This window comes from Streptomyces sp. NPDC052682 (assembly GCF_040678435.1).
Lineage (GTDB): Bacteria > Actinomycetota > Actinomycetes > Streptomycetales > Streptomycetaceae > Streptomyces.
In genome coordinates, this window is sequence record NZ_JBFATS010000020.1 from 27,917 (window position 1) to 45,654 (window position 17,738).

Genomic DNA, 17,738 nt, shown 5'->3' on the forward strand with positions numbered 1-17,738 from the left:
TTTTTCACGAGTGCTCGGGCGACCGAAACTGCGCTGTGCGCCATGCCCGGTGAATGTGCCACCGGTCACGATCGACCAGCGTAGCGTGCGGCGGGACCGCGCGAGGACGTTATCGATCGCTTCGGCTGGGCATCATCCCACCTGACCATGACGCCGGCGGCCGGATCGCCGGCCCGCCCAACCGAGGAGGGACGCTGCGATGGGGGAGAAGGTCGTGGCAGGTCACTTCGACCTGTCCGATCGCCAGCTCTACCGCGACAAGCTCCGCCGGTGCCTGACGGGCCTGGAGCGGCTGCTGGCGCAGAAGCGGTTCGACCGCCCCAGGAACCTCATGGGGCTGGAGATCGAGCTGAATCTCACAGGCGCCGACGGCATGCCGAAAATGTTGAATGCGCAAGTCCTGGAACGCATCGCCAGTCGGGATTTCCAAACAGAACTCGCCATGTTCAACCTGGAAGTCAACATAGCCCCCCACCGGCTGGGCGGGCGGGTATTCGACCGGCTCGCGGAGGAACTGCGCACGTCCCTCGCCTATGCCGACCGGAAGGCCGCCGAGGTCGACGCGGGAATCGTGATGATCGGCATTCTGCCGACGCTGGACCGCGACGACCTGGTCTCCTCCAACCTCTCCGACGTCGACCGGTACACCCTGCTCAACGACCAGATCGTGGCCGCGCGCGGGGAGGACTTCGCGCTCGACATCGACGGCGTGGAGCACCTGCGCTGCACGTCGAAGTCGATCGCGCCCGAGGCCGCCTGCACCTCCGTGCAGCTGCACCTGCAGGTCACCCCGGCCCGCTTCGCCGACGTGTGGAACGCGGCGCAGACCGTGGCCGCCGCGCAGATCGCCGTCGGCGCCAACTCGCCGTTCCTGTTCGGCCGCGAGCTGTGGCGCGAGTCCCGGCCCCCGCTGTTCCAGCAGTCCACCGACACCCGCCCGCCCGAGCTCCAGGCACAGGGGGTGCGGCCGCGCACCTGGTTCGGCGAGCGGTGGATCAGCTCCGCGTACGACCTGTTCGAGGAGAACCTGCGCTACTTCCCGGCCCTGCTGCCGATCTGCGACGACGAGGACCCGCTCGAGGTGCTGGACCAGGGCGGCATCCCCAAGCTCGCCGAACTCGTCCTGCACAACGGCACGGTCTACCGCTGGAACCGCCCGGTCTACGACATCGCGGACGGTGTGCCGCACCTGCGCGTCGAGAACCGTGTGCTGCCCGCCGGGCCGACCGTCATCGACGTCGTCGCCAACGCGGCCTTCTACTACGGCGTCGTGCGCGCCCTCGCCGAGGACGCCCGGCCGGTGTGGACCCGCATGCCGTTCGAGGCGGCCGCCGCCAACTTCGACGCCGCGTGCAAGCACGGCATCGACGCCCGCTTCACCTGGCCCAAGCGAGGCCGCGGCGGCACGACCGAGGTGGACGCCGTCAGCCTGGTCCGCGACGAGCTGCTGCCGCTCGCGGAGGCGGGCCTGGACGCGTGGGGCGTGGAGCCCGTCGACCGGGACCTGTACCTCGGCGTGATCGAGGAGCGCTGCCGGCGCCGCGTGAACGGGGCCACCTGGCAGGCGGCGACCTTCCACCAGGCCACGGAGAAGGGACTCTCACGCCAGGACGCCCTGGCCGCCACCACCCGGCGCTACCGCGAGCTCATGCAGAAGGGCGACCCGGTGCACACCTGGCCCGTGGGGCTGCCGGAGCCGGTGGAGCTGAGCTGAGGGCGCCGCCCCGGCCGTATCCCGCTGCCCCCATACTGATCCGACAGCGTCGGTGAAGTGGAGGCAGGTGTGCAGGCGGAGACGGGCCCGGGAGCGCAGTCGGTTCCCGAATCTTCCCCCCAGCAGCGGCTCTCGCGGCGCGTGCTCCGCGACGAGACGCTGCTCGTGCTCGGGCTGTCGCTCGGCGCGAGCGGTGTCTCCGCCCTGATCAGCTTCATCGGGTCGGTCACCAAGCCGGGCGGTCTCAAGGACCAGGCGGCCACCATGAACGCCTCCGCCGCGCCGGGCCGCCCCTGGCTGGACCTCGCCTGGCAGCTCTTCGGCATCGCCACGGCGCTGGTGCCCGTCGCGCTGGTGGCGCACTTCCTGCTGCGGGAGCGAGCGAGCCTGCGCACCCTCGGCTTCGACCGCGCCCGGCCCGGGCCGGACCTGGCCCGCGGCGCGGCGATCGCGGCCGTCATCGGCAGCACCGGCATCGCCTTCTACCTGGCCGCCCGCGGCCTCGGCTTCAACCTCACGGTGGTGCCCGAGGCGCTGCCCGGCGTGTGGTGGAAGTACCCCGTACTGGTCATGTCGGCGATCCAGAACGCGGTCCTGGAGGAAGTGATCGTCGTCGGCTACCTGCTGCGCCGGCTCGGGCAGCTGGGCTGGACGCCGGGCACCGCGCTGGTCGCCAGTGCGGTGCTGCGCGGCTCGTACCACCTCTACCAGGGCATCGGCGGCTTCGTCGGGAACATGGTCATGGGCGTGGTGTTCGTGTACCTGTACCGGCGCTGGGGCCGGGTCGGCCCCCTGGTGGTCGCCCACGCGCTGCTCGACATCGGGGCGTTTGTCGGATACGCCCTGCTGGCGGGCAAGGTGGGCTGGCTGCCGACGGCGTGACGGGCCGCGGAAGGGGGCGTACGACCGTGCCGTACGCCCCCTTGCGGTGTCTCAGGCGAGCAGCTCGCCGTCGATGACGGTCACGGCCCGGCCGCCCAGCAGGGTGCGGTCGCCGCGCAGCCGGGTGCGGACCCGTCCCGAGCGGGAGGAGGCCTGCAGGCCGGTGAGGTCCGGGCGGCCGAGGCGTTCGGACCAGTAGGGGGCGAGTGCGGTGTGGGCGCTGCCGGTGACCGGGTCCTCGTCGATGCCGACGTTCGGGAAGAAACAGCGCGAGACGTAGTCGTAGCCCCGGGCCGGGTCCTCGGCACGGGCGGTTGCGATGACGCCGCGCCGCGAGTGGGCGGCCAGGGCCCTGATGTCGGGGGCCAGGCCGTGCACCGTCTTCTCGTCGGTGACCTCCAGGAGCAGATCGCCGATGGCCGGGCCGGTGTCGAAGACGGCGCGCGGCTCGGTGCCCAGGGCCTCGGCGAGCCCGTCCGGGAGAGCGACGGGGGTGAGCGGGGCGGTCGGGAAGTCCAGCGTGAACGAGCCGTCCTCGGCCGGTGTCGCGGTGAGGACGCCGCTGCGGGTGGCGAACCGCACCGGGCCGCGGTGGGCGCCGGTGGTGTGCAGCACGTGGGCGGTGGCGAGGGTGGCGTGGCCGCACATCGCGACCTCCGTGGCGGGGGTGAACCAGCGCAGCGCCCAGTCCGCCTCGCCGCCCTGGGGCAGGGGGTGGGCGAACGCGGTCTCGGCGTGGTTCACCTCCAGGGCCACGTTCTGCAGCCAGGTGTCGTCCGGGAAGGCGTCCGCGTCGTTCAGCAGCAGGACGCCGGCCGGGTTGCCGGCGAAGGGGCGGTCGGTGAAGGCGTCGACGATTCGAATCCGCATGGCCCGACGGTAGAGGCCCGGCGAAGGCGTGGGCCAAGGCCAATACGGTCCTGCTGGACTGGTTTCGCGGCTGCCGTCGCGGTCCCTCGGCCTGCGCCCGCTCCGGGGGCGCAGGGCCCGCTCGCCGTCACGGGCTGCCGGGTTTGTACGCCAGGACGGTGGCGTACCTGCGCCGCGCGCCCGGGTCCGGCTCCTGCACCAGGCGGGCGGTGACGACGAGTCCGGCGCGGCTGAGCAGCTCGGCGATCCGGTCCACCGGCAGCAGATGGGACTCGTAGCTCACCGGATGGCCGCCGTACGCCTGGCCCGGGCGGACCCGCTCGCCCTGCCCCACGTGGCCGGCCAGCATCAGCAGGCCGCCGGGGGCCAGGGTGCGGTGGAACTCGGCGTACACGGCGGGCAGCAGCTCGGGCGGTGTGTGGTGGGTGGAGTAGTAGGCCAGGATGCCGCCGAGGCGGTCGTCGGGGAGGGCGAGGGCGGTCATGGACCCCACGGTGAAGCGCAGGTGGGGAAAGGCCTACCGGGCCAGCTCGATCATCTTCGGCGACACGTCGACGCCGAGCACGGGCACCCCCAGCTCCGCCAGGTGCGCCGTGACCAGTCCGGGCCCGCAGCCCAGGTCGGCGACCGGCCCCCGGCCGGCCGCCCGCACGGTCTCGGCGAAGGCGCCCAGCATCGCCCGCGTCAGTGGATCGAGCTCCGCCGGGCGTGTGACGCGGCGCAGGTACTCGGCGGCGACGGTGTCGTACGACTCCCGGACCGCGGTGAGGTAGGAGGGCTCGGTCATGCGGAGGACCGTAGGGGGCCGTGGCCGGCCCGGCCGGCCAGGGCTGTCACCGTCGCCTCCGGCTTCAGTCGAGACAGAACTCGTTGCCCTCGATGTCCAGCATCGGGATGCACGCGTCGTCGCCGTCGTACAGCGTCTGCACGTGGACCGCGCCGAGCGGGACCAGCCGGGCGCATTCGGCCTCGAGTGCGGCGAGGCGCTCCGGGCCCCGCAGCCCGGTGCCGACCCGCACATCGAGGTGCACGCGGTTCTTGGCGGCCTTGCCTTCGGGCACGCGCTGGAAGTACAGGCGCGGTCCGACACCTGAGGGATCGACACAGGCGAACCACGCATCCCGCTCCTCGGGCGGCTGCGCGCGCTGGAAGTCGTCCCAGGTGGCGAATCCCTCCGGCGGCGGCGGTACGACGTACCCCAGCACCTCGCACCAGAAACGAGCCAGGCGCTCGGGTTCGGCGCAGTCGAAGGTGACCTGGAACTGCTTGATCGATGTCATCAGGCCACCCTAGGGACTTGGTTCGTTGAGACAAACCTCGGGGCAGGGGTCCAACGGGCTGAGTCAGGCCCTGGCGCCGGCGACTCGTGAGCCGTCCATGTAGTCGCGGACTCGCGTGATCAGTCCGTTGCGGACGTGGAGTACACCAGCTCCAGAGGCGGTGGCGGAGTCAGACGTTGCGGTCATGAGTGAACGGCTGCGAGCCGATCCCACCACGTTCGGATCGAACAGCGACGCATGAAGCGGGGATTGCCATAGCGATGATTCCGATATATCGTTGACGTATCGCGAAAGGTCAACGATGGAATGGAGAGTGGTGGCGATGCATCCCCACGGATTCGAGCGTGGACATCGGCAGGGCGGCCCCTGGCAGGGGCGCGGTGGTTTTGAGGGGCTGCGTGCGGCCTTCGGGCCCTTCGGGCCGGGTGGTCCCGGATTCGGTCCCGGCTTCGGGCCGGGGCCCTGGGGCGGCCGGGGGCGGGGCGGGCCGAGGGGCAGGGCCCGGCGCGGGGACGTACGGGCTTCGATCCTGGCCCTGCTCAAGGACCGGCCCATGCACGGCTACGAGATGATCCAGGAGATCGCCGAGCGCAGCGGCGGGGCGTGGAAGCCCAGCCCCGGCTCCGTGTACCCGACCCTCCAGCTGCTGGAGGACGAGGGGCTGATCACCAGTGAGACCGAGGGCGGCAAGAAGCTGTTCTCGCTCAGCGAGGCCGGCCGCGCCGCGGCCGAGGAGGGCCCCGAGGCGCCCTGGGAGGAGGCCTCGCGGGGGGTCGACTGGGAGGCCCTGAGCGAGATCCGCCAAGCCGGGCTCGGGCTGATGGAGGCCTTCGGGCAGGTCTGGAAGACCGGCAGCAAGGAGCAGCGGGAGAAGGCGCTCGCCGTCATCAACGAGGCCCGCAAGAAGCTGTACCTGATCCTCGCCGACGAGGACTGACCCGCGGCGGCGAGCCCGGTTCTCCTCCGTAAGGAGGAGGGCCGGGCCGTCCGCGTCCACTCTCCGTGGGACGCGGAAATGCTCCGCACCGTCGATGACCCGGGCCCGCGAGGCTGATGGGGTAGGGGGTGTGCATCCCCACGTCCCCCGGCAGCCGGCCCGCGAACAGGGCGTCCGCCGCGCGCAGAACGACGCCCGGCTCAGCGCCGAGCTGGCGGCGGTGGTCGCCGGTGCCCGGCGCAGGGCGGTACGGGACGGCGACCGGCAGATCGACACCGCCCATCTGCTGCACTCGCTGCTGGAGTCGGACCCCGAGGTGCGTGCCGCACTCGGCGAGGCCGCGCAGATCGCCCGGCTGCTGGGCTACCTCGTCCAGCGCAGCATCGGCTACGGCCTGCGCTGGCAGAGCGGCGTCGAGGACTCCGGATCCGTCCCCGTCGTGACGGAGGGCGCCGGCCTCTCGCCGCTGGCCGCGGCCTGCATGGCGGACGCCTGCGCGCGTGCCGCGCGGCGGGGCCCCGGGCCGGCCCGGGGAGTCGATCTGCTCGCCGCGATCGTCGCCGAACCGCAGGCCCGGGCCGTCGAGGTGCTCGGCCGTGCCGGGGTGGACGCCCGCGCGGTGCTCGAGCGGTGCGCGGACCGGTCGCGGGAGTGCGTCGCGGGCGGTGACGGCCGGTCCTGACCAGCCGGGCTGTTCACCTCGTGAGACAGGTGCCATAGAGGGTGACGCTCCTGTCGTCGCCTGTCATCATGTGCCGGTGCGTACGTCAGACAGCGGCCGGAGCGGCCGCGCGAGGGGCGCGGGGCTCGGACTCGCCCTCGCCTCCGCGGTCGCCTTCGGCGGATCCGGTGTGGCGGCCAAGCCGCTGATCGAGGCGGGCCTGGACCCGCTGGACGTGGTGTGGCTGCGGGTGGCGGGCGCGGCGCTGGTGATGCTGCCGTGGGCCGTACGGCACCGCGCGCTGCTGCGCCGCCGCCCCGGCCTGCTCGCCGGGTTCGGGCTGCTGGCCGTGGCCGGGGTGCAGGCGTGCTACTTCGCCGCGATCTCCCGCATCCCGGTCGGTGTCGCGCTGCTCGTGGAGTACCTGGCGCCCGCGCTGGTCCTCGGCTGGGTGCGGTTCGTGCAGCGCCGGCCGGTGACCCGCGCCGCCGCCGTCGGCGTGGTCCTCGCGGTGGGCGGACTCGCCTGCGTGGTCGAGGTGTGGTCCGGCCTCGGTTTCGACGCCCTCGGGCTCCTGCTGGCGCTCGGCGCGGCCTGCTGCCAGGTCGGCTACTTCGTCCTGTCCGACCGGGGCGGCGACGGCGGGGACGAGGCACCCGACCCGCTCGGTGTCATCGCCTACGGCCTGCTGGCCGGTGCCGCCGTCCTGACCGTCGTCGCCCGGCCCTGGTCCATGGAGTGGTCCGTGCTCGCGGACACCGCCTCTCTGGACGGCACACCGGTCGCCGCCGGCCTCCTGCTGGGCTGGATCGTGCTGGTGGCCACGGTCCTCGCGTACGTCACCGGCGTGCTCTCGGTGCGCCGGCTCTCGCCGCAGGTCGCCGGTGTGGTGGCCTGCCTGGAGGCGGTCATCGCGACCGTCCTGGCCTGGGTGCTGCTCGGCGAGCACCTGTCCGCGCCGCAGATCGCGGGCGGTGTGGTCGTCCTGGCCGGAGCGTTCATCGCGCAGTCCACGGCGCCCGCCAAGGGTTCCGGCACGCCGGTGGCGAGCGGCGGGCCGGAAAGGGAGTTGCCCGCGCCCGAAACGGCCGCATAGGGTGCTGATCATGCATTCGGACGCACGCGTTCTTCCGCCGCCGGCCGCCTGAGGCGGGCCTCCGGACACCCCGCCCGGCACGTCGCCGGGCCGAACGGTGCTGCCCGCAGAAGAAGTCCACGGACCCCGCCGAGCCGGGGCTCCTTCCCGAACTTCTGCGCACCCCCGGACACACCCGTGGGTGTCGCGCGTCTGCGGAGAGAATCACGTGTCGCATGCTGCCTTGGGCCTGCCCGTCGGGCGGGGCCTGCTCTATCTGATCGTCGCCGGTGCCGCCTGGGGCACCGCGGGCGCGGCCGCCTCGCTGGTCTACCGGGCCAGTGACATGGGGCCCGTCGCCCTGTCCTTCTGGCGCTGCGCGGCCGGGCTGGTGCTGCTGCTCGCCGCCCGCCTGACGGCTCCGCGCGGCCGGAGCGGCGCGCGGGAACCGTGGCGCCGCCGGGCCGTGCGGGCCGGTGTCACCGGTCTCGGCCTCGCCGTCTTCCAGACCGCCTACTTCGCCGCGGTGCAGGCCACCGGCCTCGCCGTGGCCACGGTCGTCACCCTGGGCGCCGGTCCGGTGCTCATCGCCCTGGGGGCCCGGCTCACCCTCGGGGAGCGGCTCGGCCGCGGCGGGGCCGCCGCCGTGGCCGGGGCGCTGGCCGGGCTCGCCGTGCTCGTCCTGGGCGGCGGCGAGGCGACCGTACGGCCGTGGGGAGTCGTCCTCGCGCTGCTGTCGGCGGCCGGGTACAGCCTGATGACCCTGCTCACCCGCCGCTGGGGCCGGGGCGGCGGGACGGACGCCGCCGGGGCGACCGTCGGGGCGTTCGCCGTCACCAGCCTGTGCCTGCTGCCGTTCGCCGTGGCCGAGGGGCTGCTGCCGCACACCGCCGAACCGGTCCGGGTCCTGTGGCTGCTGGCCTACGTCGCCGCGATCCCCACGGCGCTGGCGTACGGCCTGTACTTCGCGGGCGCGGCCGTCGTACGGTCCGCCACCGTGTCCGTGATCATGCTGCTGGAGCCGGTGAGCGCGGCCGTGCTCGCCGTCGTCCTGCTCGGTGAGCACCTGACGGCGGCCACCGTGACCGGCACCCTGCTGATGCTCGGCTCGGTCACCGGACTCGCGGTGGCGGAGGCGCGCGGTGCCCGGCGCGGCACGGAGGAACCGGTGCTCGCCTGACGGTGCTCCGGCGCTCCGTCAGGCCCCGCGGCGGCGCAGCAGGTGTTCCCGCGCCGCGGCGTCGCGCGGGCCGCCCCGGTCGGCCAGCCCGGCGGCGATCCGGTCCTGGACCGCGCCGGGCTTGCGGCCGGCGTACTTGAACTTGGCCCGGACGCCGGTCACTTCGAGCCGCAGCCCGCGGATGCCGGGCAGCAGCCTGCCGTACGGCTGCTCGCCCACCGCGACGCGGGCGGAGCCGCCCTCCGGCTGGAAGTGGCCGACCTGGCGGTTCAGCAGCGCGGCCTTCTCGGCCGGGTCGTCCACGACATGGGCCCGGCAGCGCAGCTGCACCGCCGCGTACAGGCTCGTCGGGGTGCCGTGCTTGGGCGGGCCGTCCGGCGGGGCCTGCCAGGGGCCCGGCACGTACACGTAGTCGTCCACCACGCTCAGCAGCACCTGCGGGTCCGCCTCCAGGGCGGGCCACAGCGGGTTGGGGCGGGCCAGGTGGGTGATGACCTCGCCGCGTTCGGCGTCGTGGGCGAAGTGCAGCGGCTGGACGAACGGCGGCTCGCCGGGCGGGCCGTTGACGGCCAGCTGCCCGAAGTCGCGGGTCGCCAGCCACCGTTGCCACTCGGTGTCGTCGCGGGGCGCGTCCCAGGGGTGGACCAGCATCACAGGGCCGCCAGGTAGCCGGGTACCTCCGTACCGGGCGCCAGGGCGGGGTCGGGGACCGGGGTGCCGTAGACCCTCTGCAGCGGGACGAGTCCGGCCCAGTGGGGCAGGGCCAGGTCCTCGGGTTCGTCGTTGACGCCGCCGGTGCGGACCTTGGCGGAGACCTCCTCCAGGTCGAGACGGAGCACGGCGGTGGCGGCGAGCTCCTTCTTGTCGGCCGGGCGGGAGTCGGCGGCGCGGCCGGGGACGACGTGGTCGACCAGGGCGTCCAGGGCCTGCCGCTTCTCCTGCTCGTCGGTGACCTGGCGGGCGATGCCGTGCACCACCACGGAGCGGTAGTTGATGGAGTGGTGGAAGGCGGAGCGGGCCAGGACCAGCGCGTCGACGTGGGTGACCGTGAGGCAGACCGGCAGGCCCGGATCGGCCTGGCCCGCCGCGCGCAGCGGGCGCGAGCCGGTCGAGCCGTGCACGTAGAGCCGCTCGCCGACCCGCCCGTACAGGGTGGGCAGCACCACGGGCGCGCCGTCGCGGACGAAGCCGAGGTGGCAGACGTAGCCCTCGTCGAGTATCGCGTGCACCAGTTCCTTGTCGTACGAGGCGCGGTGGGGGGAGCGCGTGGGGACGGTGCGGTCCGTCGGGGCGTAGGCGGTGGCGGGCTGTGACGGCGGCTGCGTGGTCCCCTGCATGGCGCTCTCCATTGCACTAGTGCATAATTGGGTTTGTGCTAGGAGAGTATCCGATCCAGGGGCGGCGCGCAGCGGACATTTCCGCGAGCATCGAGCGGGCGGTGGGTGCAGGCGCACTCAAGCCGGGCCAACTGCTGCCTCCCATGCGGGAGTTGGCGGCACGGCTCGGTGTGAACCCGAACACCGTCGCGGCCGCGTACCGGACGCTGCGCGAGCGCGGGGTCATCGAGACGGCGGGGCGGCGAGGGAGCCGGGTGCGGCCCGCGCCGGCCACGACCGGGCGGGACCACATCCGCGTGGACGTGCCCGAGGGCGTGCGGGACGTCTCCCACGGCAATCCCGACCCCGCCCTGCTGCCGCCGCTGGCCCCCGCCTTCGCCGCCGCGGCCGAAGCGGGCGACCGCGACCCGGTGCTGTACGGGGACACCCCCGTGGAGCCGGAGCTCGCCCGGATGGCCCGGGCCGGGCTGGAGGCCGACGGCGTACCGGACGGACCACTCGCGGTGGTCTCGGGGGCGCTGGACGGTGTCGAGCGGGTGCTCGCGGCTCACCTGAAACCCGGAGACACCGTCGCCGTGGAGGACCCCGGCTGGGGCAGGACCTTCGACCTCGTCCCGGCGCTCGGACTGCGCACCGTCCCGGTGGGCGTCGACGACGAGGGTCCGCTCGCCGGTGAGGTGCGCGAGGCCCTGGCGCGGGGCGCCCGCGCCCTGATCGTCACGGACCGGGCGCAGAACCCCACCGGCGCGGTGCTGAGCGCCCCGCGCGCGCGGGCGCTGCGGTCCGTGCTCGCGGAGTACCCCGGGACCCTCCTCATCGAGGACGACCACGGCCACGGCATCGTCGAGCTGCCCCTGCACCCCCTCGCCGGAGCCACCCGCCACTGGGCGTTCGTCCGCTCGGTGGCCAAGGCCTACGGCCCGGACCTGCGGCTCGCCGTGCTCACCGGGGACGCCGTCACCGTCGACCGGGTCCGCGGCCGGCAGCGCCTCGGGCCCGGCTGGGTGAGCCGGCTGACCCAGCGGGCCGTGGTACGGCTGTGGGCCGACCACGCTGTGGACGGCCGGGCGGTGGCGGCCGCGTACGGGCGGCGCCGGGAGGCGCTGATCGGCGCGCTCGCGCGGCGCGGGATCGCGGCGCACGGGCGCAGCGGCATGAACGTGTGGGTGCCCGTGCCGGACGAGACGGGCGCGGTCGCCCGGCTGCTGCACGCCGGCTGGGCCGTCGCGCCCGGGGCCCGCTTCCGGATGAGCGCGCCCCCGGGCATCCGGGTCACCGTCTCGTCGCTGACGCAGGACGAGATCGGTCCCTTGGCGGACGCCATCGCCGCGGCGGTCGGGCCGGCGCCGGCGCGGGCCTATGTCTGAGGAGGGGGCGGTGCGGGGAGCATTCCGCCATGGTTGAGGAAGCGATCCCGCTGCTGCGGGTGGCCGACGCCGCCGTGGCCGTGCGGTGGTACGGGAGGCTGGGCTTCGTCCAGCAGTGGGAACACCGCTTCGAGCCGGGGCTGCCGGCCTTCGTGGAGGTGGCACGCGGGCGGGTACGGCTGTTCCTGTCCGAGCACACCGGGGACGCCCGGCCGGACACGCTGGTCTACCTGCGGGTGGCCGATGTGGACGCCGTGGCCGCCGAGTTCGCGGTGCCCGTGGAGAACAAGCCCTGGGCGCGGGAGACCGAGCTCCGCGACCCCGACGGCAACCGGCTGCGGGTCGGGACGCCGCTGGGGTGACCCCGTGGAGCGGCCCGGGTGTCGCATCGGGGCCCGGGGCTGCGGTCAGCGCCGCGTCCTGGCCTGGGTCAGGGCCGCGCCCGCCAGGACGATCACCGCGCCGACCGGGGTGGACCAGGTCAGCGACTCGCCGAGGATCGCCACGCCCGCGGCCGTGGCGATGACGGGGATGAAGTACGTGACCATCTGGGCCGTGGTCGGGCCGACCTCGGCGACCAGGCCGTACTGGACGAGGACGGCCAGGCCGGTCCCCAGCGCGCCCAGCGCGGCGACCGCCAGCAGCGGCAGGACGGGGAACGAGGCCGGCAGCGTGGTGAACACCGGGGTGACGACGGCCAGTTGCGCCGTGGCGATCAGCAGCTGCGCGCCCGTCATCGACAGGTTCGAGTGGCCGGTGCCGGCCAGGGTGCGGCGGACGTAGATCCAGCCGACCGGGTAGCTGAACGAGGCCAGCAGGGCCATCGCCGTGCCCGTGGCGTCCAGGCCGTGGAAGCCCTGCCAGGCGCCCAGCACCGTCAGCACCCCCAGAAAGCCGATGCCCAGCCCGGCGACCCGCAGCCGGGTCGGGCGGTCCTCGGACAGCGCCACCAGCGACAGCGCCATGCCCCACAGCGGGGAGGTCGCGTTGCAGATGCCCGCCAGCGTGGAGGGGACGGTCAGCTCGGCGTACGCGAACAGCGAGAACGGCAGGGCGTTGAGCAGGAACGCGGCGACGGTCAGGTGCGCCCAGGTGCGTGCGCCGCGCGGCAGCCGCTCCCGCTTCACCGCCATCGCGGCCGCGAGCACCGCCGTCCCGAACACCAGCCGGCCCAGCGTGACCTGGAAGGGCGCGTATCCCTGGGTGCCGACCTTGATGAGCAGGAAGCTGAACCCCCAGATCAGGGACAGGACACCGAAGCGCAGGCGCCAGTCCAGGCGGGGGCGGACGGCGGTGCGGGCGCGGTCCGGGGTGGGGGTGGGAGTGGTGACGGCGGCGTGGGCGGTCGTGGTCATGCACCCCACGATGCTCAAGACGATCTCTTAGTACAAGCGAGATTTCGCACGCGGCATCTCGTAGCATCACTTACATGTTGAACCTGGAGCGCCTACGCACCCTCGACGCCCTCGCCCGGCACGGCTCGGTCAGCGGGGCGGCCGAGGCGCTGCACATCACGACCTCGGCGGTCTCGCAGCAGATGTCGAAGCTGGAACGGGAGGTCGGCCAGCAGCTCCTCGCCAAGAACGGCCGGGGTGTGCGGCTCACGGACGCCGGGAAACTGCTCTCCGAGCACGCCGCACGCATCCTGTCCCAGGTCGAGCTCGCCCAGTCCGACCTGGAGGCGCAGCGCGGGCAGGTCGTCGGAGAGCTGCGGATGTCGGCCTTCCCGACCGCGGCGCGCGGACTGTTCCCCACCGTCCTGTCCACCCTGCGCGAGCGGCATCCCGGGCTGCGCGTGCGCTCCTGCGAGCTGGAACCGGAGCGCGGCATCGCCGCGGTGGTGCGCGGCGACCTCGACCTGGCGGTCGTACTCGACTGGTACAACAAGCCGATGCCGCTGCCCGACGGCCTGGTCAAGGCGGCCGTCCTGGACGACCCCGCCGATGTGGCCATGCCGGCCGGGCACCGGCTCGCCGGGCGCGACGAGGTCGACCTCGCCGAGTTCGCCGACGACGAGTGGATCACCTGGGGGGAGGGGGAGTTCTGCCACGAGTGGCTGATGTTCACCCTGCGCTCCAAGGGCATCGAGCCGAACGTCGGCCACCGCGCCGCTGAGACCCACACCCAGCTCAACCTGGTCGCCGCGGGCCTCGGCGTGTGCATCGCCCCGCTGCTCGGCCGCCATCCCGTGCCGGCCGGGGTCGTGACCGTCCCGCTCAAGCAGCGGGTGCGGCGGCACGTGTACGTCGTGTGGCGCGCGGACGCCGACCGCCGTCCCTCGATCCGCGCGGCGGTGCGGGCGCTGCGCGAGGCCGGCGAGCAGATCGGCGCACCCGCCCCGCCCCGCGCCCAGGCGCCCGGGGCAGGGGACCAGGCGCCTGGGGCAGGGCGCTAGGCGGACCCCAGCTTGCGGAAGTCCCAGGAGACGATCTTCTCCGGGGTGAGCCGCAGCCAGGCGTGCCGGCCGTCGTGCGGCAGCTCCTCCAGGCCGAAGTACTTACGGGCGAACAGCATCTCGGGGACGTCCAGTTCGGCCCTCAGTTCGCCGGTCCGGGGGATCTCCCCGACGAACTCCGCCCGGCCGGACAGCTCGACCCCGCGCAACTGGTCGTACTCCTCGCCGCTGTCCACCACGATCGCCACGCGCGGATCGCGCCGCAGGTCGGCCCACCGCTTGCTGCGCACCACGGAGTACAGCCACATCGAGGTGCCGTCCCAGGCGAACCACAGCGCGCTCACGTGCGGCGCGCCGTCCCCGGACACCGTGGCGACCCGGCAGGTGCGCTGGGCGGTGAGGAACGCGTCCAGCTCACCCGGTGTCATCATGATCCGCCGGCCACGGCGCTGCGACGTGACGGTCATACGGTCCCCCTCTGCCACGGTCATGCGTGCTCCCACCTCGCGCCAGAGGAAAGACCCCTGACCTGCTGTCAGAACTGTCCGGCACCCGCACCGGCGCCCGTCCGGGGACGGCGCCGTGCGCTCAGGCGAGCGTGATCGAGTCCCCGCTGACGGTGATCTGCCGGGCGGGCAGCGGCTTGGTCGCCGGACCGCTCTTCACACTGCCGTCCGTGATGGAGAAGTTGCTGTTGTGACAAGGGCAGTTGATGACGCCGTTCTCGATGCTCTTCACCGGGCAGCCCTGGTGGGTGCAGATGGCCGAGAAGGCCTTGAACTCACCGGCCGTCGGCTGGGTGACGACCACCTTCTGGTCGGCGAACACCTTCCCGCCGCCCTCGGGGATGTCGGCCGTCTTCGCCAGCGCCGCACCGGACGCGGCGCCGCCGCCCGCCGCGTCGCCGCCCGTGCTGCCGCCGCCCTGCGGGCTGCCGGAGGAGCCGGCGGAGGCGGACGAACCCGCGTTGTCGTCCGAGCCGCCGCACGCGGTCAGCGCGATGGCGAGCCCCGCCGCTCCGGCTGCCGCCATGACGGTGCGACGGGCCGGTCCGGACTCGGGCTGGATCGATGCGCTGGTCATGCTGACGTTCCCTTCGGGAGGTGACGTGATCTGCCGGGAGGTACGGTCCCGGCGAGCCGCCTGTTCAGACGGTCCCGAAATCCTCGCCCCTGCGCGGTGAGAGGCGGGTAAAACACAGCTGTCGGTTCGCTGTCGGCGCCGCGCACCGCCCGCGGGGCCGCCTCCGGCACCTCCGCCCACGTCAGTAACCTGGGGCGATGCTCAAGGAAGTCATCGCGACCCGCTACATCGCGCCGCTGCGCGAGGGCGGCTCGCTGCCGGGACTCGTCGAGGCCGACGACGGCGGAACGTACGGCACGTACGTCCTGAAGTTCAGCGGCGCCGGGCAGGGCCGCAAGACGCTCGTCGCCGAGGTCGTCTGCGGGGAACTGGCCCGCCGGCTGGGCCTGCGGGTGCCGAGGCTGGTCACGATCGAGCTGGACCCGGTGCTGGGGCTGGGCGAGCCCGACCAGGAGGTGCAGGAGCTGCTGAAGTCCAGCGGCGGCACCAACCTCGGCATGGACTTCCTCTCCGGGGCGCTCGGCTTCGATCCCCTCGCCTTCGAGGTGGGGCCCGAGGAGGCCGGGCGGATCGTCTGGTTCGACGCCCTGGTGAACAACGTCGACCGCTCCTGGCGCAACCCCAACCTGCTGGTGCGGCGGGGCGAGGTGTGGCTGATCGACCACGGGGCCACCATGATCTGGCACCACAACTGGCCGGGCGCCCCGGCCTCCGCCGCGCGCCCGTACGACGCCTCCGACCACGCCCTCCAGCCGTTCGCACCGGACGTCGCCGCGGCCGCGGAGGCTCTCGCACCGCTGGTCACCGAGGAACTGCTGGCCGAGGTCACCGCCGCGGTACCCGACGCCTGGCTCACCGGCGAACCCGGCTTCGCCACGCCGGACGACCTCCGGCGGGCCTACGCGCGCCCCCTGCTGGCCCGCGCCGCCGTCATCCACGAACGCATCCAGGGGGTCAGGTGACCGAGCGCCACATCATCAGGGCCGGGCAGGGCGGCGGCCGCGACCTCTTCGAGTACGCGCTGCTGCGGGTCGTCCCTCGCATCGAGCGGGGCGAGTGCATCAACGCCGGGGTGCTCGTGTACTGCCGTGCCCAGGCCTACGTCGGCGCGCGCACCCATCTCGACGAAGGCCGGCTGCTCGCCCTCGACCCGGACGCGGACGTGGCCGGGGTACGGGCCGCGCTGCGCGCCGTCGAAGGGGTGTGCCAGGGCGGGGACGCGGCCGGGCAGGCCGCGCGGGACGACGCCGGGCGGCGCTTCCGCTGGCTGATCGCGCCCCGCTCCACCGTCGTCCAGCCCGGACCCGTGCACACCGGTCTCACCGCCGACCCGGCGGCCGAGCTGGAGCGGCTGGTGGACCTGCTGGTGCGGTGAGGCGCCCCGCGGCGGCGGTACGTCAGCTCCTGCGGCGCCCGCGGCGTTTCACCAGGTAGCCGGTCGTCAGGACGGCGCCCGTGACGAAGGCCAGGCCGATGGCGATGTCCCAGTCGGCCGGCCCGGTGGCCGACGCGCCGCCGAGCCCGCCCCGTACGCCCCGGGCCGGCGTGACGGTGACGGCAGGGGTGGTGGTGCGCGTGGCGGTGGGGGCGGTGGTGGGCGTCGCGGTAGGCGCGGTGGTCGGCGTCGGGGTGCGGGTGGGACGCATGGTGAAGGAGATGTCGCCGCCGCGACGCGGCAGTGCCTCGCAGGCGACGCCGTCGTCGGGGCCCTGGTCCTCGTCGAGCCGGTTGGGGTCCGAGCGGTCCGCGTCGAAGACGGCCTGCGCGTCCTCCTGGAAGGTGAAGTCGCGGCAGTCGAGGTCCTGGGCGTGAGCGGGGGCGGCCAACGGCACGGCAGCGGCGATCGCGAACAGCGTTCCGGCGGCAGCGGTGCGACAGCGCATGGAGCGCCTCCTTCCCGGACGTGCCGGCCCTCGATGGCCCGCGCTTCGACGCTAGGGGCCGCGCGCCGCGGCGGCGCGCGGCCGTAGGCCGATCGGGTGCCGTACGCAGGCGCCGGAGCGGGACGGCGGCCGGCGGAGGCGGCATGCTCGAGGACCGGTCGCGCGGGGAATGGATCACACACCACGGTGGGCCGTTGACACCGCGTGCCAGGGCTTCTAGCGTCACGTCTGCTGAAGGTACTAAGCGGTCGCTCACCGATGAGCGGGCCGTGGAGCCGCATCCCAAGGGCGAGGAGAAGCAGCCATGTCCACCACTGAGCAGCGGGTCGCCGTCGTCACCGGTGCCGCGCGCGGCATCGGCGCCGCCACCGCCGTACGCCTGGCCGCCGAGGGCCGGGCCGTCGCGGTGATCGACCTCGACGAGACCGCCTGCAAGGACACCGTCGAGAAGATCACCTCCGCCGGTGGCCGGGCCATCGCGGTCGGCTGCGACGTCTCCGACGAGGCGCAGGTCGAGGCGGCCGTCGCGCGCATCGCCGAGGAGCTCGGCGCGCCCACCATCCTCGTGAACAACGCGGGCGTGCTGCGCGACAACCTGCTGTTCAAGATGAGCGTCTCCGACTGGGACACCGTCATGAACGTGCACCTGCGCGGCGCCTTCCTGATGTCGCGGGCCTGCCAGAAGCACATGGTCGACGCGGGCTTCGGGCGGATCGTCAACCTGTCCTCGTCCTCCGCGCTGGGCAACCGCGGCCAGGCCAACTACTCGGCCGCCAAGGCGGGCCTGCAGGGCTTCACCAAGACCCTCGCCAAGGAACTCGGCAAGTTCGGCATCACCGCCAACGCGGTGGCGCCCGGCTTCATCGTCACCGAGATGACCAAGGCCACCGCCGAGCGCGTCGGCATGGGCTTCGAGGACTTCAAGGCCGCGGCCGCGACGCAGATCCCGGTGCAGCGCGTGGGGGAGCCGGACGACATCGCGAACGCCATCGCCTTCTTCACGGGTGACGCGGCCGGGTTCGTCTCCGGCCAGGTGCTGTACGTCGCCGGCGGACCGCTCGACTAGGGGGCACG

20 protein-coding genes and 1 pseudogene are annotated in these 17,738 nt (G+C 73.7%); 12 read left to right on the plus strand and 9 right to left on the minus strand.

Features of this window, described 5'->3' with window-relative positions:
* Positions 1 to 199 precede the first annotated feature (199 nt).
* Positions 200 to 1,714, plus strand: coding sequence for a glutamate--cysteine ligase (locus AB0K80_RS27735; protein WP_365674205.1), 1,515 nt, complete (start codon positions 200 to 202; stop codon positions 1,712 to 1,714).
* 69 nt (positions 1,715 to 1,783) lie between these two features.
* A complete protein-coding gene (locus tag AB0K80_RS27740) occupies positions 1,784 to 2,596 on the plus strand; it encodes a type II CAAX endopeptidase family protein (protein WP_365674207.1) in 813 nt (270 codons plus the stop codon).
* A gap of 51 nt (positions 2,597 to 2,647) precedes the next feature.
* Here the strand turns inward: AB0K80_RS27740 and AB0K80_RS27745 are convergent, their stop codons facing one another.
* From AB0K80_RS27745 to AB0K80_RS27755, 3 genes and pseudogenes are all read right to left on the minus strand, one after another.
* A complete protein-coding gene (locus tag AB0K80_RS27745) occupies positions 2,648 to 3,466 on the minus strand; it encodes a PhzF family phenazine biosynthesis protein (RefSeq protein WP_365674209.1) in 819 nt (272 codons plus the stop codon).
* A gap of 127 nt (positions 3,467 to 3,593) precedes the next feature.
* Positions 3,594 to 4,253, minus strand: a pseudogene (locus AB0K80_RS27750) (methyltransferase domain-containing protein).
* Between the two features lie 64 nt (positions 4,254 to 4,317).
* Positions 4,318 to 4,746, minus strand: coding sequence for a VOC family protein (locus AB0K80_RS27755; protein ID WP_365674211.1), 429 nt, complete (start codon positions 4,744 to 4,746; stop codon positions 4,318 to 4,320).
* Between the two features lie 322 nt (positions 4,747 to 5,068).
* On the opposite strand from AB0K80_RS27755, the gene AB0K80_RS27760 reads away from it, so the two are divergent.
* The 4 genes from AB0K80_RS27760 (at position 5,069) to AB0K80_RS27775 (ending at position 8,599) form a co-directional block, all read left to right on the plus strand.
* Positions 5,069 to 5,683, plus strand: coding sequence for a PadR family transcriptional regulator (locus AB0K80_RS27760; RefSeq protein WP_365674213.1), 615 nt, complete (start codon positions 5,069 to 5,071; stop codon positions 5,681 to 5,683).
* A 130-nt stretch (positions 5,684 to 5,813) separates the two neighbouring features.
* A complete protein-coding gene (locus AB0K80_RS27765; protein ID WP_365674216.1) occupies positions 5,814 to 6,365 on the plus strand; it encodes a Clp protease N-terminal domain-containing protein in 552 nt (183 codons plus the stop codon).
* A gap of 70 nt (positions 6,366 to 6,435) precedes the next feature.
* The gene (locus AB0K80_RS27770) at positions 6,436 to 7,440 is read left to right on the plus strand and encodes an EamA family transporter (RefSeq protein ID WP_365674218.1); all 1,005 of its coding nucleotides are present in this window, start codon (positions 6,436 to 6,438) and stop codon (positions 7,438 to 7,440) included.
* A gap of 208 nt (positions 7,441 to 7,648) precedes the next feature.
* Positions 7,649 to 8,599, plus strand: coding sequence for an EamA family transporter (locus AB0K80_RS27775; RefSeq protein WP_365674220.1), 951 nt, complete (start codon positions 7,649 to 7,651; stop codon positions 8,597 to 8,599).
* An 18-nt stretch (positions 8,600 to 8,617) separates the two neighbouring features.
* On the opposite strand, the gene AB0K80_RS27780 is transcribed toward AB0K80_RS27775, so the two are convergent.
* Positions 8,618 to 9,250 carry an FMN-binding negative transcriptional regulator gene (locus AB0K80_RS27780; RefSeq protein ID WP_365674222.1) on the minus strand — a complete coding sequence of 211 codons (633 nt, stop codon included), beginning with the start codon at positions 9,248 to 9,250 and terminating at the stop codon, positions 8,618 to 8,620.
* Entirely contained in the window at positions 9,250 to 9,936 is a 687-nt protein-coding gene (locus AB0K80_RS27785; RefSeq protein WP_365674225.1) for a pyridoxamine 5'-phosphate oxidase family protein, read from the minus strand. The genes AB0K80_RS27780 and AB0K80_RS27785 overlap by 1 nt, the downstream gene beginning before the upstream one ends.
* 35 nt (positions 9,937 to 9,971) lie before the next feature.
* Here AB0K80_RS27785 and AB0K80_RS27790 point away from each other — a divergent pair, with 35 nt between their 5' ends.
* Complete coding sequence (locus tag AB0K80_RS27790) at positions 9,972 to 11,303, plus strand: aminotransferase class I/II-fold pyridoxal phosphate-dependent enzyme (RefSeq protein WP_365674226.1); 1,332 nt, start codon at positions 9,972 to 9,974, stop codon at positions 11,301 to 11,303.
* Positions 11,304 to 11,332: 29 nt separating this feature from the next.
* Entirely contained in the window at positions 11,333 to 11,665 is a 333-nt protein-coding gene (locus AB0K80_RS27795) for a glyoxalase superfamily protein (protein WP_365674228.1), read from the plus strand.
* A gap of 45 nt (positions 11,666 to 11,710) precedes the next feature.
* Here the strand turns inward: AB0K80_RS27795 and AB0K80_RS27800 are convergent, their stop codons facing one another.
* Positions 11,711 to 12,658: a DMT family transporter gene (locus AB0K80_RS27800; protein ID WP_365674230.1), complete on the minus strand. Its 948-nt coding sequence runs from the start codon at positions 12,656 to 12,658 to the stop codon at positions 11,711 to 11,713.
* A gap of 74 nt (positions 12,659 to 12,732) precedes the next feature.
* Here AB0K80_RS27800 and AB0K80_RS27805 point away from each other — a divergent pair, with 74 nt between their 5' ends.
* Positions 12,733 to 13,698, plus strand: a complete 966-nt coding sequence (locus AB0K80_RS27805; RefSeq protein ID WP_365674232.1) for a LysR family transcriptional regulator — start codon at positions 12,733 to 12,735, stop codon at positions 13,696 to 13,698.
* Here AB0K80_RS27805 and AB0K80_RS27810 read toward each other — a convergent pair.
* The gene (locus tag AB0K80_RS27810) at positions 13,695 to 14,165 is read right to left on the minus strand and encodes a pyridoxamine 5'-phosphate oxidase family protein (protein WP_365674394.1); all 471 of its coding nucleotides are present in this window, start codon (positions 14,163 to 14,165) and stop codon (positions 13,695 to 13,697) included. The genes AB0K80_RS27805 and AB0K80_RS27810 overlap by 4 nt on opposite strands.
* A 121-nt stretch (positions 14,166 to 14,286) precedes the next feature.
* Positions 14,287 to 14,781, minus strand: a complete 495-nt coding sequence (locus AB0K80_RS27815) for a Rieske (2Fe-2S) protein (protein WP_365674234.1) — start codon at positions 14,779 to 14,781, stop codon at positions 14,287 to 14,289.
* Positions 14,782 to 14,978: 197 nt separating this feature from the next.
* On the opposite strand from AB0K80_RS27815, the gene AB0K80_RS27820 reads away from it, so the two are divergent.
* Both AB0K80_RS27820 and AB0K80_RS27825 read left to right on the plus strand, forming a co-directional pair.
* Positions 14,979 to 15,743, plus strand: a complete 765-nt coding sequence (locus AB0K80_RS27820; protein WP_365674236.1) for a HipA family kinase — start codon at positions 14,979 to 14,981, stop codon at positions 15,741 to 15,743.
* Positions 15,740 to 16,156, plus strand: a complete 417-nt coding sequence (locus tag AB0K80_RS27825; protein WP_365674238.1) for a DUF3037 domain-containing protein — start codon at positions 15,740 to 15,742, stop codon at positions 16,154 to 16,156. The genes AB0K80_RS27820 and AB0K80_RS27825 overlap by 4 nt, the downstream gene beginning before the upstream one ends.
* A gap of 22 nt (positions 16,157 to 16,178) precedes the next feature.
* On the opposite strand, the gene AB0K80_RS27830 is transcribed toward AB0K80_RS27825, so the two are convergent.
* On the minus strand, positions 16,179 to 16,664 hold the full coding sequence (locus AB0K80_RS27830; protein ID WP_365674241.1) for an excalibur calcium-binding protein: 486 nt from the start codon (positions 16,662 to 16,664) through the stop codon (positions 16,179 to 16,181).
* Positions 16,665 to 16,968: 304 nt separating this feature from the next.
* Here AB0K80_RS27830 and fabG point away from each other — a divergent pair, with 304 nt between their 5' ends.
* Positions 16,969 to 17,730 (plus strand): 3-oxoacyl-ACP reductase FabG, encoded by a 762-nt coding sequence (fabG, locus tag AB0K80_RS27835; RefSeq protein ID WP_365674242.1) that lies wholly within the window; start codon positions 16,969 to 16,971, stop codon positions 17,728 to 17,730.
* Positions 17,731 to 17,738 lie beyond the last annotated feature (8 nt).

Coding starts and splice junctions, on each gene's coding strand:
- AB0K80_RS27820 (WP_365674236.1), top strand. CDS start 14,979: ATGCTCAAGGAAGTCATCGCGACCCGCTACATCGCGCCGCTGCGCGAG.
- AB0K80_RS27745 (WP_365674209.1), bottom strand. CDS start 3,466: ATGCGGATTCGAATCGTCGACGCCTTCACCGACCGCCCCTTCGCCGGC.
- AB0K80_RS27785 (WP_365674225.1), bottom strand. CDS start 9,936: ATGCAGGGGACCACGCAGCCGCCGTCACAGCCCGCCACCGCCTACGCC.
- AB0K80_RS27735 (WP_365674205.1), top strand. CDS start 200: ATGGGGGAGAAGGTCGTGGCAGGTCACTTCGACCTGTCCGATCGCCAG.
- AB0K80_RS27810 (WP_365674394.1), bottom strand. CDS start 14,165: ATGACCGTCACGTCGCAGCGCCGTGGCCGGCGGATCATGATGACACCG.
- AB0K80_RS27795 (WP_365674228.1), top strand. CDS start 11,333: ATGGTTGAGGAAGCGATCCCGCTGCTGCGGGTGGCCGACGCCGCCGTG.
- AB0K80_RS27830 (WP_365674241.1), bottom strand. CDS start 16,664: ATGCGCTGTCGCACCGCTGCCGCCGGAACGCTGTTCGCGATCGCCGCT.
- AB0K80_RS27755 (WP_365674211.1), bottom strand. CDS start 4,746: ATGACATCGATCAAGCAGTTCCAGGTCACCTTCGACTGCGCCGAACCC.
- AB0K80_RS27800 (WP_365674230.1), bottom strand. CDS start 12,658: ATGACCACGACCGCCCACGCCGCCGTCACCACTCCCACCCCCACCCCG.
- fabG (WP_365674242.1), top strand. CDS start 16,969: ATGTCCACCACTGAGCAGCGGGTCGCCGTCGTCACCGGTGCCGCGCGC.
- AB0K80_RS27780 (WP_365674222.1), bottom strand. CDS start 9,250: ATGCTGGTCCACCCCTGGGACGCGCCCCGCGACGACACCGAGTGGCAA.
- AB0K80_RS27760 (WP_365674213.1), top strand. CDS start 5,069: ATGCATCCCCACGGATTCGAGCGTGGACATCGGCAGGGCGGCCCCTGG.
- AB0K80_RS27815 (WP_365674234.1), bottom strand. CDS start 14,781: ATGACCAGCGCATCGATCCAGCCCGAGTCCGGACCGGCCCGTCGCACC.
- AB0K80_RS27805 (WP_365674232.1), top strand. CDS start 12,733: ATGTTGAACCTGGAGCGCCTACGCACCCTCGACGCCCTCGCCCGGCAC.